Consider the following 14,361-nt stretch of genomic DNA (forward strand, 5'->3'; position numbering starts at 1 on the left):
CCGCCGCTGCACCGATCCGGAGGCCCGCGATGCCTGTCGACACCACCGAACATGCCCACGGCAACGACCACTCCCTGCCCGACTCCGTCTTGCCGCCACTGTCCCGACGACAGGTGGACCGTCTCGTGCACCTGGCCCTACGAACGGCCGCCGACGCCGGCCTCGCGCTGACCTACCGGGGCGGTGCCGAGCTCGTACCGATCGACGGCTCCACGGACGAACCTCTGCTCGGGCTGAGCAACCTCGCTCGTTACGTGGCCCGAGTCGACGAGGACCGCTGGCCGGCGCTCATCGAGGAACACTTCAACCACGTCACGGCGCAGCTCCGCAACGGTTCGCCGCCACTGCCGGCCGACCCCGAGCGCGAGCTGATCCAGCGGATCGTCCCGCGCGACGCGTTGCCGCCGGACTGGACGACCGATCGCGCCGACTTCCTGCCCGGCCTGATCGCGGTCCCGTCGACGGACGTCGACAGCATCGTCTCGATGTTCCTGGATCCCGCCGACCTCGGCCTGACCCGGTCGGACGCCGACCGCTTCGGCCTCACGAACCTCCGCCGCCTCGAGGACCACGCCGAGACCGTGGACGAGAACGGTCTGAGAATCACCTTCATCAGCGGCAAGGGGTACGCCGCCTCACGCGCCCTGGTCCTCGACACCGTGCTCCGCGAGACCCTGCACGTGGAACCCCCGCCGTACGGCGTGCTCGCCGCGCTGCCGGCCCGCGACACCCTGATCCTGCACGTCATCGAGGACCTGCGCATGATCCCCGCTCTCGGACTGATGATGAGGATCGCAGCGCGCTGCTACTCCCGCGACCCAGGCCCGCTGTCACCCGACGTCTACCTGGTCACCCCCGACTTCACCTGGCACCCCACCACGCTCGTCTCCACCGGCCACGACCCGCTGCGCCTGTCCCCACAACTCGACTCCCTCGCCCACCACCTCACCGCCCGCGAACGCGCCGCCGTTCTCAACGAGCCGGAGGCGTGAAGTGTCCGGGCCAGTCGGCGTAGCGGATGCGGGAGATCTCGCGGACCTCGCCGAGGGTGCTCCACTCGTCCTTGCCCAGCCGGGCGAGTGGGCGGAGCCGGCGGACCTCGGGGTGGTCGCCGTCCAGCATCGCGGCGTCGATCGCGAGGTGCCGGACCTGACCGATCACCAGCGTGCAGTCGCCGACCGGGATCGTGGTGTGCAGCGTGCACTCGAGCGCCACCGGCGACTCCGCCACCCGCGGGACGGCGACCGTACGGGAAGGTTCGGCGGTGACCCCGATCGCCTCGAACTCCGACACCTCCGGCGGGAAGTTCGTACCGGACGCGTTGACCTGTTCGTAGAGCGGCTCGGCGGCGAAGTTCACCACGAACTCCCCGGTGGCCTCGACATTGTTCAGGCTGTCCTTGCGCCCGACCGAGGTGAACTGCACCATCGGCGGCTGCACGGACGCGACCGTGAAGAACGAGTGCGGCGCCAGGTTCAGCACGCCGTCGGCCGACCGGCTCGACACCCAGGCGATCGGCCGCGGAACGACTACCGAGTTCAGCAGCGCATAGAACTTGCGGCGCCCGGCCGCCTCCGGATCCACATCGACACGCACGCCCGCAGTACATCAAACCCGGTGGCTGCCGCCGCACCCAGAGCCCCGACTCCCCACCGTCGCCAGACAACAAGGCGTGGACCCCGACCAACTCCATGAGCTCCCCAGCGGCGTCGCAGACCGGACCTCCACCCTCGGCGAGCACCTGTTCACCCCAGCTTTGGCCCCGCGACTGGCCAACCTCCACCAACTACACCAACCCACCACCCACCCAGCCCCATCGCCGACCCAACCGCGCGAGGAGCGGGCGGGCACAGAGCAGGAGGTTGTGGGCGGGCTGGGCGGATTGCCGGAGGATGGACGGATCCGTGGGGGACGATCGACGAGCTGGCTGATCGGGTACATCGATCCGGGTACGGCGACCTGGTTGATCGGCTGGTTCACCCGGCTGGCGGAGCGGATCGACGCGAGCGGCCCGAAGGTGCTGATCCACGGAGCCGTTGCCGCCCACAACCTTCTGGTAGGACCCGCCAACGATCTCCGCGCCCTCATCGAACTAGGGCGACACCGCCTAGGCCCCACCCGCCATGGACTTCGCCAAGCTCCCCCTCACCCAGGTGGCAGCCCGCCTCCCCGACTACCTCGACCACACCGACTCCCAAGCATAGAACCCGAACTGGCCGCCGCTACGCCCTGGTTCCACCTCTCCTGGGCCCTGTCCAAACTCCCCGCCACCCCCTGGCCCAACCAACGCCACTGGACCGGCCCCACCACCAGCAGCCTCCTCAACCTCCTCCACTTCTTCACCACCCCACACCCCCGTGGTCCGACCTGGCCTGAGTCAGGTCGGAAGAGCCACGACCTGCCGTCTCGAAGGAGACCGTATGAGCCTCGAAACCTCTGGCAAACTTGGCATCGTGACGAACCCGCCGACCGCGCTCGACAGCGAGCTGTACTCCGTGCCCGAAGCGGCACGGCTGCTCGGGCTGCCGTCGTCGACACTCAACTACTGGCTCGAGGGCGGCGAACGCCGAGGCGTACGGTACGAGCCGATCATCCGGCCCGAGCCTGTCGGCCGCCGGGCGGTGACCTGGGCCGAGTTCATCGAGGCCGGCTGGCTCAGCATGTACCGGCGCCGTCGGCAGATCCCGATGCCACAACTGCGCGCGTTCATCTCGGTCCTCCGCGCGGAGCTGGGAATTCCGTACCCGCTCGCGCACAGCAGGCCCTGGGTCAGCGGCCGCACGCTGGTTCTGCAGGCTCAGGAGGCGGTGAGCCTAGCGCCCGAGTTCCAGGTCGTCAGCTGCGTTGGAACGCAACTGATGCTCACGTATGCGGGTGAGACGTTCATGGAGCGGGTGGTGTGGGACGGCGACCGCGCAGCGGGCTGGAAACCTCACACGGCGGAGTCCCCGGTGGAGATTCGGCCCGACGTACGGTTCGGACGTCCAGCAGTGGCGGGTATCAGCACTGCCGCAATCTTCGACGAGGCGGAGGAAGGCGCGTCGGCCGAGGAAGTTGCCGACGATTTCAGCATCTCCGTCGCCGAGGTGCGGTGGGCACTGTCGTACGAGGAGCAGCGGCGCGCTGCGGCATGACCGGCCGCTGGACGAACCCGTGCGCGAATCCGTAGTTCGCTACTACCTCGATGCCGACATCCTTGGCCTGGCCAAAGTGCTGTGCTCGCTACGCAACGACATGACATGCCCCGGCGATCCAGGGGCCGTCCTGCACAAGCGGAGACGTCCGCCGTCGCCCATAGCCGATCCTGGTACGCCGGACGCCACCTGGCTGCCGATCGTCGCAGCGCAGGGGTGGCTGATCGTCTCGCGGGACCGCAACATCCGGGAGAACGCCGCCGAGCGGCGCGCCGTCCGGGAGAGCGGCGCGAAGCTGATCGCGCTGGCGGGTGCCGACGCCCGGACGAAGTGGGGGCAACTCGAGGTCGTGATGACGCGCTGGCGCCGACTGGAGGATCTGGCCGACGAACCGGGACCATTCATCTACCTGGCGAGCAGAAATCGTCTCACTGCGCTCGACCTCACCGTCTGAGTCCGCGCTCCACCCCGCATCATCAAGAAGCCCTGGTTCTTGGTGTTATCTATTGGGTTTCTGCTTGCAAACAAGGGGGTTTGAACTTGTTGTTACATGGGGCAGACTGAGGTCCCGTGACTGATTACGTGGCGGCTGAGGGCCGGTATGACGACCAGATGAGCTACCGGCGGACGGGCCGGAGCGGGCTGCAGCTTCCGGCGATCTCGCTGGGGTTGTGGCACAACTTCGGTGACGACAAGCCGTTCGCGACGCAGCGGGACATCCTGCGGCGGGCGTTCGACCTCGGTGTGACGCACTTCGACCTGGCGAACAACTACGGGCCGCCGTACGGGTCGGCCGAGACGAACTTCGGGACGCACTACGCGCGGGACTTCAAGAAGTACCGTGACGAGCTGATCCTGTCGACCAAGGCCGGGTACGACATGTGGCCGGGGCCGTACGGGCAGGGCGGCGGCTCGCGGAAGTACCTGCTCGCGTCGCTGGACCAGTCCTTGAGCCGGATGGGCCTGGACTACGTCGACATCTTCTACTCGCACCGGTTCGACCCGGACACCCCGCTCGAGGAGACGATGGGCGCGCTGGACGCCGCGGTCCGCTCGGGCAAGGCGCTGTACGCCGGTATCTCGTCGTACTCCGCGGACCGGACGCGGGAGGCCGCGCGAATCCTGCAGGAGCTCGGTACGCCGCTGCTCATCCACCAGCCGTCGTACTCGATGCTGAACCGGTGGATCGAGGAGGACCTGCTGGACGCGGTCGGTGAGCTCGGCGTCGGCGTGATCGCGTTCTCGCCGCTCGCACAGGGTGTGCTCACGAACCGGTACCTGGACGGTATCCCGGCCGACTCGCGGGCCGCGCAGGGCAAGTCGCTGAACCCGGACTCGCTGACCGAGGACACCCTCAAGCACGTCCGCGCGCTGGCCGAGATCGCGAAGGAGCGCGGACAGTCCGTGGCCCAGCTCGCGCTCGCCTGGACCCTGCGCGACGACCGCGTGACCAGCGCGCTGATCGGCGCCTCCAGTGTCGCCCAGCTCGAGGACAACCTCGCCACGGTCAAAAACTTCAAGTTCTCCCCCGAGGAGCTGGAAGCGATCGACGCCGACGCGGTCGAGGCCGGCATCAACCTCTGGAAGAAGAGCTCCGACGCCTGACCCGGACAAGGACGAGCCCGAGTACGCCGGCCACCACGGCCAGCGCGGCGAGACCGGCTGAGCGCCAGTACGACGAACCGCCGGTCGTCGCCGCGGTGTCCGCGGGCGTGGTGTCGCCGGCGGGGTGGTTCCGGGCGACGGCGGGTCCGCCGGCATGGATGGGTTTCAGCGTGACGTCGTTGCCGGTGCCACCCCTATAGGTGATGGCGTACGGGCTTCCGGCGAGGGTGAGCCTGGTGCCCTCGGGGAGGGCGATGAAGGTACCGGTGACCGGGCTCGGGCCGGTGTTGTCGATGAGGGTGATCTCTCGGCGGTCGCCTGGTCGGGTGATTGCGCCTGCGAGCTGCAGGGCGCCGGCCAGTTTCACCGTGCCGGTGATCTGAGGGGGTCTCGCGTCGAGCGGGACGATCAGACGGGCAGTGCGAGTTTGGGTGTAGTCGCCGGCGACTGTGAAGGACCCGGTGAGGGTGCCGGTGCTCACCAGCGCGCCACCTGAGACGGTGCCGGCGAGGGTGGACCTACCACTCAGGCTGACGACGGCGCGGCGACTCGACATGAGCGTCGTACCAGCGGCCATCGTGAGGTTGCGGAGGGCTTGGTTGCCCGCGGCGGTCAGGTCCAGGCGAGCGCCGGAGCGGGTGAGGGCGATGGCCCTGCTGTTGCGGAGCGTGCCGGCACTGAGGGCCAGGGTTCCCTGGGTGATCGTGGTTCTGCCTGTGTAGGTGAGGTCGCCGGTCAGGCGGGTCGTGGCTGGGCCGGCTTGGGTCAAGGAGCCCGTGCCGCTGATCTTCGACAGCGCGATGGCGTTTCGCACGTTCTGCACCACGAGCGAGCCGTTGTCGACCACCTTGAACAACGCGGCCTGAGTCAGCAAGCTCCCGTCGCCGCGCGCACCGCCGAGCCGGAGGACTGCGCCGCGTTCGATCGTCGTCGACCCGTTGTAGTACTGGTTCGCCGAGAACGTCACATCGTTGCCACGCACCCCCTTGATCACGATGTCGCCCGCGCCCGGCGACTTGAGCGTGTCGTGGAAGACGCCGCCGCCGATCGGCGCGCCGAGTGTCACCGGGCCGTTGTAGGCGAAGGTCAACTTCGAGCGGGACCGGGCCGCCAGCAGGTTGATGTAGACCGTGGCCGCCGTGCCCGGCATGAAGATGTCGTGCGTGGTGCCGTCGCCCCACTGGACGTCGGCGCCCTTGATGTTGGTCCCGCGCTTGTTGAGATCGTGCGGGATCCTCCGCCAGTTGAGCGACGGATCGCTCAGCGACGGCCGAGTGTCCCCGCCGGAATCGGAGTAGCTGTACTGACCGGCAAGCACGACCTTTCCACCAGGCCGCGACTGTACGTTGATGTCGCTGCCGTACTCGCGCTGGTAGAAGTCCTGCCGCAGTACGACGGTCTGGTCCAGCGGGGTGTCGATCGTCCACGTTCCCTGGTTGAGGACGGCGCGAACGTTGGGCAGCGCGACCGCGGACTCGGGCTTGCCGGCCGCCGCACCGGTCCCGTTGTCGATCACACCGGAGAACGGTTGGGTGCCGGCGAGATCGAGCGTGCCCCACAGGAACCGTGGCTGCGTCACGAGCCCGGAGCCGCTGATGGTGCCGAGGTTGATCGCGCGGGTGACCGACAGCCGAAGGGTGCCGTTGACCTCGATGTTGTCCTGGTTGAGCTGGAAGCCCGGGGTGTTGTACGGGAACCGCCCGATCACGCCGGTGGTGCCGCCGTTCCCGTACTGCAGCGTGGCACCGCGGTCGACGATCACCGCAGGTTGGTCGGGCTTCCCGACGACGACGTACGGATGATTACCGCCGAGGATCCGGACGCTCTGCCGCTGCTGTGCCTTGGGCAGCGTGAAGTCGCTGTCCTTCGTCAGGATCAGCGTGCCACGTCCCCTGATCCGCAGAGTCCCTTCACCGCTGATCACACCTCCGTAGGTCGTGGTCCCGGCCGGCACCGTGATCGAGGCATCACCGCTGAGCGTCACGTTCCGCCCAGCGAGGACGTCACCCGTAATGTCCCCGGCCGTGGCGGCGACCGCTCCCGGCTGGACTGCTGCGGCGCCCGGGCCGGCGAGCGCGATCGCGGTGAGCAGCAGCCGGATCGCACGCAGCGCGCCGGGGCGTCGTACCGTCACGCTACGGGCCTCCCTGGGTCGGGCTCCCCGCCACCTGGCGACGAGCGCGACAACCATAGGGGAAGGGCGCCGTGGCTCAGAGCGATTCAGGCGAATCTTCACGGAGAAGCTTCCACCTCGTGAACCGGTCGATCACGTAGCGCGGCAGTCCGGTTGCGCTCTCCGGACAATGGGCACAGGCTGGAGGGAAGACCCTCCAGGAGGTGGTTTGCCATGACCGCTTCGACGCTCGAAATGGCCCTGACGTACGAACACGCGCGGATCCGGGAGCTGGCCGAGCCGGCGCACCACCCGGACGCGGCGCATCCTGAGCACCGGCATCAGACGGACTGGTTCTACGCGATCGCGGCGCAGCATCTGGCCGCGGCCGAGGACGTGCTCCTCCCGCACGTTCGCCGGCTCCCCGATGGAGAAGAACTGGTCACCAAGTACGTCGGCAACGCGAAGGAACTGGAGCGCTCGCTGCGCTACCTGAAGGGACGGCAGTACGGCGACAGCCGCTTCCTGCATCTCCACCACGACGACCTGTGGCAGCACATCGACTGGCTGCTCGACGAGCACGAGGCGATGGAGGCGACCTACACCCGGCAGATCGCCGACCAGCTCGACGACCCGGATGTGAACTCGCTGACCGAGGACCTGCTGGAGGCGGAGGAGGTCGCGCCGACCAGGGCGCACCCGGTGTCACCGCACACCGGGATGGCCGGCCGGCTCGCGCACCGGATGTGGCGGATGGCCGACACAGCGTGGGACAGCGCCGAAGGACGCGTCGTACCGATCAAGTACCACGCCCACCCGAAGCGTGACTCCGCGCTCTCGCACTACCTGTACGGCACGCCGATGCCGCACGAGGAGTCCGAGTAGAAGACCCGGCCCCGGCGGATGCCTCCGCCGGAACCGGGCCGGGTGCACCGACTCCCACTGCGCCTGGTTGTGGAAGCCGGCCCGGGTCCCGTCGCCGCTGCGCCTGATCTGCGGAGCCGGGGCCCTGCGTCCTCCCCCGCTGCGCCTGGTGTGCGAGGGAGGACGGTCTGTGTGCTGGGTGCCGCCGGAACACATCCCGGTACCCAGCAAGTAGTCACCGCAAGCCGTCGATCGCCTTCTTCGCGCCTGGGTGCAGCGGCACCGGGTCGGTCTTGTCGGCCTTGTCGAGCGTGATGCCCTTCGCGGCTGCGTTCACCGCGACCAGCGCATCCAGGTTGTCGTACAGGGTCTTGGTCAGCTGCTCGGCCAGCTCGTCCTTCATGTTCTTGCGGACCAGCAACACGTTCGGTACGACGATCGTCGGAACGTCGGCCGGCTGCTTGTAGGTCGCCGCCGGGATCGGTGCCGCCGAGTAGACCGATCCGTACTTCTCCTGCAGTTTGGGCAGCAGCTCCGTGATCGGCAAGAGCTTCACGCCGTCGCCCATGCTGGTGACCAGATCGGTGATGCCGCCGGTCGGCAGCCCACCGGACCAGACCAGCGCGTCGATCGACCCGGACTTCATCGCGTCCACCGACTCCGGCAGACCGAGTCGTTGCGCCGTCACGTCGCGCGCCGGATCGAGCCCGGCCGCCTCGAGCAGCCGGCGGGCGATCACCTCGGTGCCGGAGTTCGGCGAACCGGTGGAGACGCGCTTGCCCTTCAGGTCCGCGATCGACTTGATGTTCGCCGACGTCCGGACGGCGACCTGCGTGTAGTTGTTGTACAGGCGGGTGAGCGCGACGACGTCCTGCTTGGTCTTGAAGCTGTTCACGCCGTTGATCGCATCCGCGGCCGAGTCGCCGAGCGAGAACGCGATGTCGTAGTTGCCGGCGACCAGGCCCTGGATGTTCTGCACCGAGGCACCGGTCTCGCTGGCGGTCGCGCGGTACCCGGACATCTTCTGCGAGATCACCGAGGCCAGTGCACCACCGAGTTGGTAGTACACGCCCGTCGTGTTGCCGGTGGCAATCGTCAGCCGGCCGCCAGAGTCCGACGACCCCGCGGGCTGACGCTGACCACCGCAGGCGGCCAGGGACACGACAGCAACAAGTGCCACGAGGGGACGAAATCTCATGCGGTTCCTTCCACGGCGGTGGCCTGGCGTTGCCGCCGGACCAGATTGATGACGACGGCAACAAGTAGCAAACAGATTCCGGCCGTGATGGTTACCGGCGCGAGGTACAGCAGCAGTGCGGCCGCCGGTACGCAGACCGCTCGCTCGAGCCAGGTCGCCCGGACGAACACCCAGCCGCCGGTCACCACCGCCAGCGCGGCGACGGCCAGCATCGACACCAGGGTGGTCCACACCATGCCGGCGAACGATCCCTGCCCGAGCAGGTGCGCGCCGTTGTCGGTGAGTACGAACGCGAACGGCACCAGGAACGCCGGCAGCGTGTACTTCCACGCCTGCCACATCGTCGGCATCACCTTGCCGCCGGTGATCGCGGCCGTCGCCACCGCGGCCAACGCTGTGGGCGGTGAGACCTCGGAGAGTACGGCGTAGTAGAAGATGAACATGTACGCCTCGGGCTGCGTCACGCCGAGGTTCACCAGCGCCGGCGAGATGATCACCGCCGCGATGATGAACGACGCGGTCACCGGCACCGCGAGCCCAAGGACCAGTACGGCGAACCCGGACAGCACCACGGTCAGGATCAGCACCACGGTGTGGTTCGAAGTCAGCCCGCGGGCCGCCCCCACGATGATCTCCGCGAGGTTCAGCCCGAGCCCGGTCTGGGTGGTGACCGCCACGATCACACCCGCTGTCGCACACGTCGCCGCCACCGGCAGTACCGAACGGGTGCCTTGGGCAAGCGCTTTGAACAGGGGACCAACAGTCAGCCGGTGCTCACGGTCGAGGAACGACAGCCCGAACTGGATGATCACCGCATAGACGACGGCCTTGAACGGCGGTACGTCGACCGCCATGAACGCGATGATCACGAACAGCGACAGGAAGTGGTACCCGAACCGCAGCAGCAACCTCCACGCCGAGTCCGACGACACCTCGGCAGAAGTGGTCCCGTGCTTGCGGGCGTCGATCTCGATCGCGAGCAGGATGCCCAGGTAGTACAGGAGCGTCGGGATCACCGCGAACCCGAGCACCTTCAGGTACGAGACCTGCAGGAACTCCGCGATGATGAACGCGGCCGCCCCGAGCGTCGGCGGTGACAGGATCGCGCCGATCCCGGACGCCGCGAGCATCCCGCCCGCCGGCTCGGGCGGGTACCCGGCCCGGCGGAGGATCGGCCACGAGACGGTGCCGAGCGACACCGCAGTCGCCGTACCCGAACCCGACACGCTGCCGAGCAGGAAGCCCGCGAGCGTGACGGTCCGCCCAGGCGCCGTACGGCTGCGTTTGAAGGCTGCGAAGGACAGCTCGATGAAGAACTTGCCCGCGCCCGAGTAGTCGAGCACCGCGCCGTAGATCGTGAACAGCACGATGTACGACGCCGCAACGCCCAACGGCGTCCCGTAGAACCCCGCCGTACCCATAGTGAACTGGGCGATGATCGCGTCGAAGTTGAAGCCCTGATGCGCAAGCGACCACGTGTAGGGCAGGTAGCCGCCGTAGTACGCGTACGCGATGAAGACGAGGCTGAACACCGGCAGGACCCAGCCCGTCGTACGACGACACGCCTCAAGCAGGAGCACCAACAACAAGGCGCCCGCCACCACGTCCAACGTGGTGGGAGCCTGCCGACGTTCGAGGTAGCCGTCGAAGTCGAAGAGCGGGTAGACGCAGACCGCCAGGGCGACAAGGGCGAGGACCCAGTCCAGGATCCCCGGGTCGTCATGCGTGCCCTTGCGGCCCGGAAGGCCCCGGTAACACAGCAGAGTGATCGGCAGAACCGCTGCGAGAAAGATCACCAAGTAGAACTGCGTGCCTTGTGGTAAGGGGAAGAAGACCTGTGCAAGCACGCTGACGCTGATGATTGCGCACCAGACCGAAACCGCCAGATTCAGTGCAGGGCGGAGCCGCCGAGCGGGGCGTTCCTGCTCGTACTCGGCCAGTTCCTCGTCGGAGGGCGTGGCCAGGCCCTCGGCACCAACACCGACAGTCATGAAGCGATTCCCTCCTGTGTCCGGAAGGTTAATGTTGCCGAACACTGCGCGGAGTCGCGTGATTACGTCTTTACCAAGATCTGACACATCGGGCCGTGACCTGGCCTACGATCACCGCATGAGTGGCGCGGTGCGGATTCTGCTGGTCGAGGACGATCTTGATATCGCCAATGCCCTGATACCCGCCTTGCGGCGTTACGGCCTGATGGTGACGCACGTCCGGACGGCCGCGGACGCCCTGGCGGCGGATCCTGGCGACCTGGTCCTGCTGGACCTCGGGCTGCCGGACGGGGACGGTATCAACGTGTGCCGGCAGATCCGTACGGTCTCCGACGTACCGGTGATCGCGGTGACCGCCCGGGGCGAGGCGGCCGACCGGGTCCGGGGGCTGCGCAGCGGCGCCGACGACTACGTGGTGAAGCCGTTCGCCATTTCCGAGCTGCTGGCCCGTATCGATGCTGTACTTCGTCGTACCGGTCTCTTGCAGCCCCGCCCCCGGGTGACTGTCGGCGACCTGACCGTCGATATCGAGGCCCGGACGGTGCAGGTGGCGGACAAGCCCATCAGCCTGACCCGCAAGGAGTTCGACGTGCTCGCAGTACTGGCCGCGCACCACGGCCGGGTGGTCCCCCGGGAACAGGTCGCGCTGTACGCGTGGCAGTCGGTGTTCGAGGCGTCGTCGCGCACGATGGACGTACACGTGGCGAGCCTGCGCGCCAAGCTCGGCCGGCCGGAACTGGTGCAGACCATCCGCGGCGTGGGTTACCGTCTGGGTTCGGACTGACCGTTGCGCCGTCGACTACTGCAGTCCCTTGTCCCGATGGTCGTCGCGCTGGCCATCGTCGCCGTGATCCCGCTGGCGAACTTCATCGCCACGAGTACGTCGCGCACGCTGTTCCTGTCCCGCAGCAACGACGCGGACTGGTTCGCCGCGATGGCGGAGTCGCCTCTGCAGACCGGCGACATCGCGAACCTGCGTGAGCTCGCGGTGCGCTACCAGGAGCTCTACAACACCCCGGTCTTCGTCGTCGACGTCGACTCCCGCGTGGTCGCCACGTCGGTGTCCGGTGTGGACGTCAAGGAGGAGGACATCGCGGCGGCGCTGCACAGCACGCTGGCAGGCCGTCTGCCGGCCGAGCCGCCAGCCCTGTGGCCCTGGCGGACCGGCGAGATGATCGTGTCCCGTCCGGTCGTCAACAACGGCAGCGTGCTCGGTGCCGCCGTACTGCGGGTTCCGACCGAGAAGGCCCGTGACCAGGTGCAGAGCGGGCTGCTGCTGCTCCTCGGCGGTCTGCTGATCAGCATCGGCGCGATCATCGTCGGTATCGTCCGGCCGATCACCCGCTGGGTGCTGCGGCCGCTGCAGGACCTCGACAACGCGACCCACCAGATCACCCGCGGTGCCCTCGACACGCGGGTGTCGACCGACGGTCGCGCACCGGAACTGAGACGGCTGGGTGACAGCTTCAACTCGATGGCGTTGAGCCTGCACCAGGCGCGGCAGCGTGAGCGCGAGTTCGTCGCGGACGCGTCGCACCAGCTCCGTACGCCGCTGACGTCGGCGCGGATCCACATCGAAGGCCTGTCCCGGCTGTCCCCGACCGCGCGCTTCGCGCTGAGCGACATCGACCGGCTCGGGCGGATCGTCCAGCGGCTGTCCCGGCTGGCCGGCTCCGACCGTCCGTCGGCGGCCGATGCCGAAGGCAACGAAGAGCCGCTGGACCTGGCCCAGGCGGTGAAGGAGCGGCTGGTCGGCTGGAAGGCCGTGTACGCCGCGGACGACATGGAGCTGATCGTCGGCGAGATGGTCCCGGGCGGGGTCGCGCCGGAGCTCGAGGTCGACGACATCCTCGACGTACTGCTCGACAACGCGTCCAAGTACGGCGCACCGCCGGTGGAGGTCTCGGTCACCCGGGACGGCACCGAAGTGGTGATGTCGGTCCGCGACCACGGTCTCGGACTCGGCTCCCGCGACCTGAAGAAGGTCGGCGAGCGGTTCTGGCGCAGCGCCCACCACCGGGAGATGCCCGGTACCGGGCTGGGCCTGGCGATCGTCCGCTCCGAGGCGGCCCGGGTCGGCGGCCGGGTGGTTGCCCGCCCACCGATCGGCGGCGGCCTGGTGATCGAGGTCCGCGTCCCGCTGATCGAGGACTACGACGTCTAGGTCCTGCCCCGGCGCGGGTCAGGTGTGGTTCTGGCGGTACCAGCGTTCGGCGGCCGGGTGCAGTGGGACCGGCATGGTGGCGATGGCGGAGCGCGGGTCCAGTGCGCCGGCTTCGGGGTGGCCGCCGGTGCCGGGGCTGGCGCCGGGTGACGGGGTGCCCTTGACCAGGTCGTTCTGCCGGCGGAACAGGGTGTTGAGCGTCCACCACGCCCAGGAGTCCGACAGGTTCAGCTTCGCGATCAGGTAGTTGGGGACCGCCAGCGTCGGTACCGAGCTGGCCAGACCGTACTGCGACGGCGGGATCGCCGACACCAGGAACCCGCCGAAGTTCTGCAGCGCGATCTCCTCGGCGACGTTGCCGATGTCCAGCAGCCGGAACCCGATGCCCTTCTGCAGGTCCGCGATCGGGTCGGTCGGCACCCCGCCGCTCCAGATGAACGCGTCCAGCGCCGCCCGGGTGGCCTTGCCCTGCGGCTGGATGGCGGCGACCATCTCCTCCAGCGTCATGTTCCGGCGGACCACGTCGACCTTGGTCGCGTCCAGGGACGGGTTCTTCGCGATCAGGTCCGCCTTGGCCTTGTTCAGGATCATGTTCGAGACGATCTCGGTCCCGGAGTTCTTCGGGCCGACACCGACGACCATCTTCTTGCTCGGATCGCTCTTGCTCGGGAAGAGGTCGTCGAGGCTCTTCGCCTTCGACGCCATCGGTACGACGACGTGCACGTAGTTGTCGTACACCCGGGCCAGCGCGGTGAACCGGAGGTGCCCGTCGCTGAACGCGCCGGTGCCCTCGTAGGCCGCCAGCGCCGAGTCCGACGTACAGAACCCGAGGTCGGCCTTGCCGGTGGCGACCAGCTCCAGGTTGTCGACCGACCCGTTCGTCGGGATCGGCCTCAACTCGACGCCGGTGACCTCGCTGGTGAGCGCGCTGAGCGCCGTACCGAACGAGTAGTAAACGCCACCCTTGTTGCCGGTGGCGAACACGGCCGGCCCCGACGGAGCGGGCTCGTCGGCGCGGCCGCGCGAGCAGCCCGGCAGCAGCAGTCCCGACGCGGCGGCGGCACCGAGGCCGAGCACGCTGCGGCGGGTCAACCCAGTCGGCCGGGCAGGGGTCAGCAGGCGGGGGCGATCCATGCAGGACAACCTAGACAACAATGAGGCCGCACCGGTAGCCGCGTCGGTCCCCGCAACCGAACCGCTACCGAGGGGTAAGACCCCAAACTGCGTCTGGACGGGCCAGGGGTAGGTGTGACAGCGTTGTCATCCGTGCGGCCGCGCGGCCGCGTGAGGAT

12 protein-coding genes are annotated in these 14,361 nt (G+C 68.4%); 7 read left to right on the forward strand and 5 right to left on the reverse strand.

Annotated elements, in window-relative coordinates:
* Nucleotides 1-29: 29 nt before the first annotated feature.
* Entirely contained in the window at nucleotides 30-992 is a 963-nt protein-coding gene (locus tag ACZ5BU_RS19755; protein WP_465700746.1) for a DUF1444 domain-containing protein, read from the forward strand.
* Here ACZ5BU_RS19755 and ACZ5BU_RS19760 read toward each other — a convergent pair.
* Nucleotides 973-1,596 carry a flavin reductase family protein gene (locus tag ACZ5BU_RS19760; RefSeq protein WP_465700747.1) on the reverse strand — a complete coding sequence of 208 codons (624 nt, stop codon included), beginning with the start codon at nucleotides 1,594-1,596 and terminating at the stop codon, nucleotides 973-975. The two genes, ACZ5BU_RS19755 and ACZ5BU_RS19760, sit on opposite strands and share 20 nt — an antisense overlap.
* Nucleotides 1,597-2,420: 824 nt before the next feature.
* Between ACZ5BU_RS19760 and ACZ5BU_RS19765 the strand changes: the two genes are divergently transcribed.
* The 3 genes from ACZ5BU_RS19765 to mgrA all read left to right on the forward strand — a co-directional run bounded on the left by ACZ5BU_RS19765 (nucleotide 2,421) and on the right by mgrA (nucleotide 4,739).
* Nucleotides 2,421-3,134, forward strand: coding sequence for a DUF433 domain-containing protein (locus ACZ5BU_RS19765; RefSeq protein WP_465700749.1), 714 nt, complete (start codon nucleotides 2,421-2,423; stop codon nucleotides 3,132-3,134).
* 19 nt (nucleotides 3,135-3,153) lie between these two features.
* Nucleotides 3,154-3,588 (forward strand): PIN-like domain-containing protein, encoded by a 435-nt coding sequence (locus tag ACZ5BU_RS19770; protein ID WP_465700751.1) that lies wholly within the window; start codon nucleotides 3,154-3,156, stop codon nucleotides 3,586-3,588.
* Between the two features lie 116 nt (nucleotides 3,589-3,704).
* A complete protein-coding gene (gene mgrA / locus ACZ5BU_RS19775; protein WP_465700753.1) occupies nucleotides 3,705-4,739 on the forward strand; it encodes an L-glyceraldehyde 3-phosphate reductase in 1,035 nt (344 codons plus the stop codon).
* On the opposite strand, the gene ACZ5BU_RS19780 is transcribed toward mgrA, so the two are convergent.
* Nucleotides 4,708-6,873 carry an autotransporter-associated beta strand repeat-containing protein gene (locus ACZ5BU_RS19780; protein ID WP_465700754.1) on the reverse strand — a complete coding sequence of 722 codons (2,166 nt, stop codon included), beginning with the start codon at nucleotides 6,871-6,873 and terminating at the stop codon, nucleotides 4,708-4,710. The genes mgrA and ACZ5BU_RS19780 overlap by 32 nt on opposite strands.
* 213 nt (nucleotides 6,874-7,086) lie before the next feature.
* Here ACZ5BU_RS19780 and ACZ5BU_RS19785 point away from each other — a divergent pair, with 213 nt between their 5' ends.
* The gene (locus ACZ5BU_RS19785; RefSeq protein ID WP_465700755.1) at nucleotides 7,087-7,737 is read left to right on the forward strand and encodes a hypothetical protein; all 651 of its coding nucleotides are present in this window, start codon (nucleotides 7,087-7,089) and stop codon (nucleotides 7,735-7,737) included.
* 214 nt (nucleotides 7,738-7,951) lie between these two features.
* Here ACZ5BU_RS19785 and ACZ5BU_RS19790 read toward each other — a convergent pair whose 3' ends face one another.
* Complete coding sequence (locus ACZ5BU_RS19790; RefSeq protein ID WP_465700757.1) at nucleotides 7,952-8,914, reverse strand: TAXI family TRAP transporter solute-binding subunit; 963 nt, start codon at nucleotides 8,912-8,914, stop codon at nucleotides 7,952-7,954.
* Nucleotides 8,911-10,905, reverse strand: a complete 1,995-nt coding sequence (locus tag ACZ5BU_RS19795) for a TRAP transporter permease (protein ID WP_465700758.1) — start codon at nucleotides 10,903-10,905, stop codon at nucleotides 8,911-8,913. The genes ACZ5BU_RS19790 and ACZ5BU_RS19795 overlap by 4 nt, the downstream gene beginning before the upstream one ends.
* A gap of 118 nt (nucleotides 10,906-11,023) precedes the next feature.
* Here ACZ5BU_RS19795 and ACZ5BU_RS19800 point away from each other — a divergent pair, with 118 nt between their 5' ends.
* A complete protein-coding gene (locus ACZ5BU_RS19800) occupies nucleotides 11,024-11,689 on the forward strand; it encodes a response regulator transcription factor (RefSeq protein ID WP_012918592.1) in 666 nt (221 codons plus the stop codon).
* Nucleotides 11,690-11,725: 36 nt separating this feature from the next.
* Nucleotides 11,726-13,069 (forward strand): sensor histidine kinase, encoded by a 1,344-nt coding sequence (locus ACZ5BU_RS19805; RefSeq protein ID WP_465700760.1) that lies wholly within the window; start codon nucleotides 11,726-11,728, stop codon nucleotides 13,067-13,069.
* An 18-nt stretch (nucleotides 13,070-13,087) separates the two neighbouring features.
* Here the strand turns inward: ACZ5BU_RS19805 and ACZ5BU_RS19810 are convergent, their stop codons facing one another.
* The gene (locus ACZ5BU_RS19810; protein WP_465700761.1) at nucleotides 13,088-14,203 is read right to left on the reverse strand and encodes a TAXI family TRAP transporter solute-binding subunit; all 1,116 of its coding nucleotides are present in this window, start codon (nucleotides 14,201-14,203) and stop codon (nucleotides 13,088-13,090) included.
* Nucleotides 14,204-14,361: the final 158 nt, after the last annotated feature.

Source organism: Kribbella sp. NPDC031520, from assembly GCF_055580825.1.

Bases quoted from the DNA above. Each gene is read 5' to 3' on its own strand.
- ACZ5BU_RS19755 (WP_465700746.1), top strand. From the start codon at position 30: ATGCCTGTCGACACCACCGAACATGCCCACGGCAACGACCACTCCCTG.
- ACZ5BU_RS19765 (WP_465700749.1), top strand. From the start codon at position 2,421: ATGAGCCTCGAAACCTCTGGCAAACTTGGCATCGTGACGAACCCGCCG.
- ACZ5BU_RS19785 (WP_465700755.1), top strand. From the start codon at position 7,087: ATGACCGCTTCGACGCTCGAAATGGCCCTGACGTACGAACACGCGCGG.
- ACZ5BU_RS19790 (WP_465700757.1), bottom strand. From the start codon at position 8,914: ATGAGATTTCGTCCCCTCGTGGCACTTGTTGCTGTCGTGTCCCTGGCC.
- ACZ5BU_RS19795 (WP_465700758.1), bottom strand. From the start codon at position 10,905: ATGACTGTCGGTGTTGGTGCCGAGGGCCTGGCCACGCCCTCCGACGAG.
- ACZ5BU_RS19800 (WP_012918592.1), top strand. From the start codon at position 11,024: ATGAGTGGCGCGGTGCGGATTCTGCTGGTCGAGGACGATCTTGATATC.
- ACZ5BU_RS19805 (WP_465700760.1), top strand. From the start codon at position 11,726: ATGGTCGTCGCGCTGGCCATCGTCGCCGTGATCCCGCTGGCGAACTTC.
- ACZ5BU_RS19810 (WP_465700761.1), bottom strand. From the start codon at position 14,203: ATGGATCGCCCCCGCCTGCTGACCCCTGCCCGGCCGACTGGGTTGACC.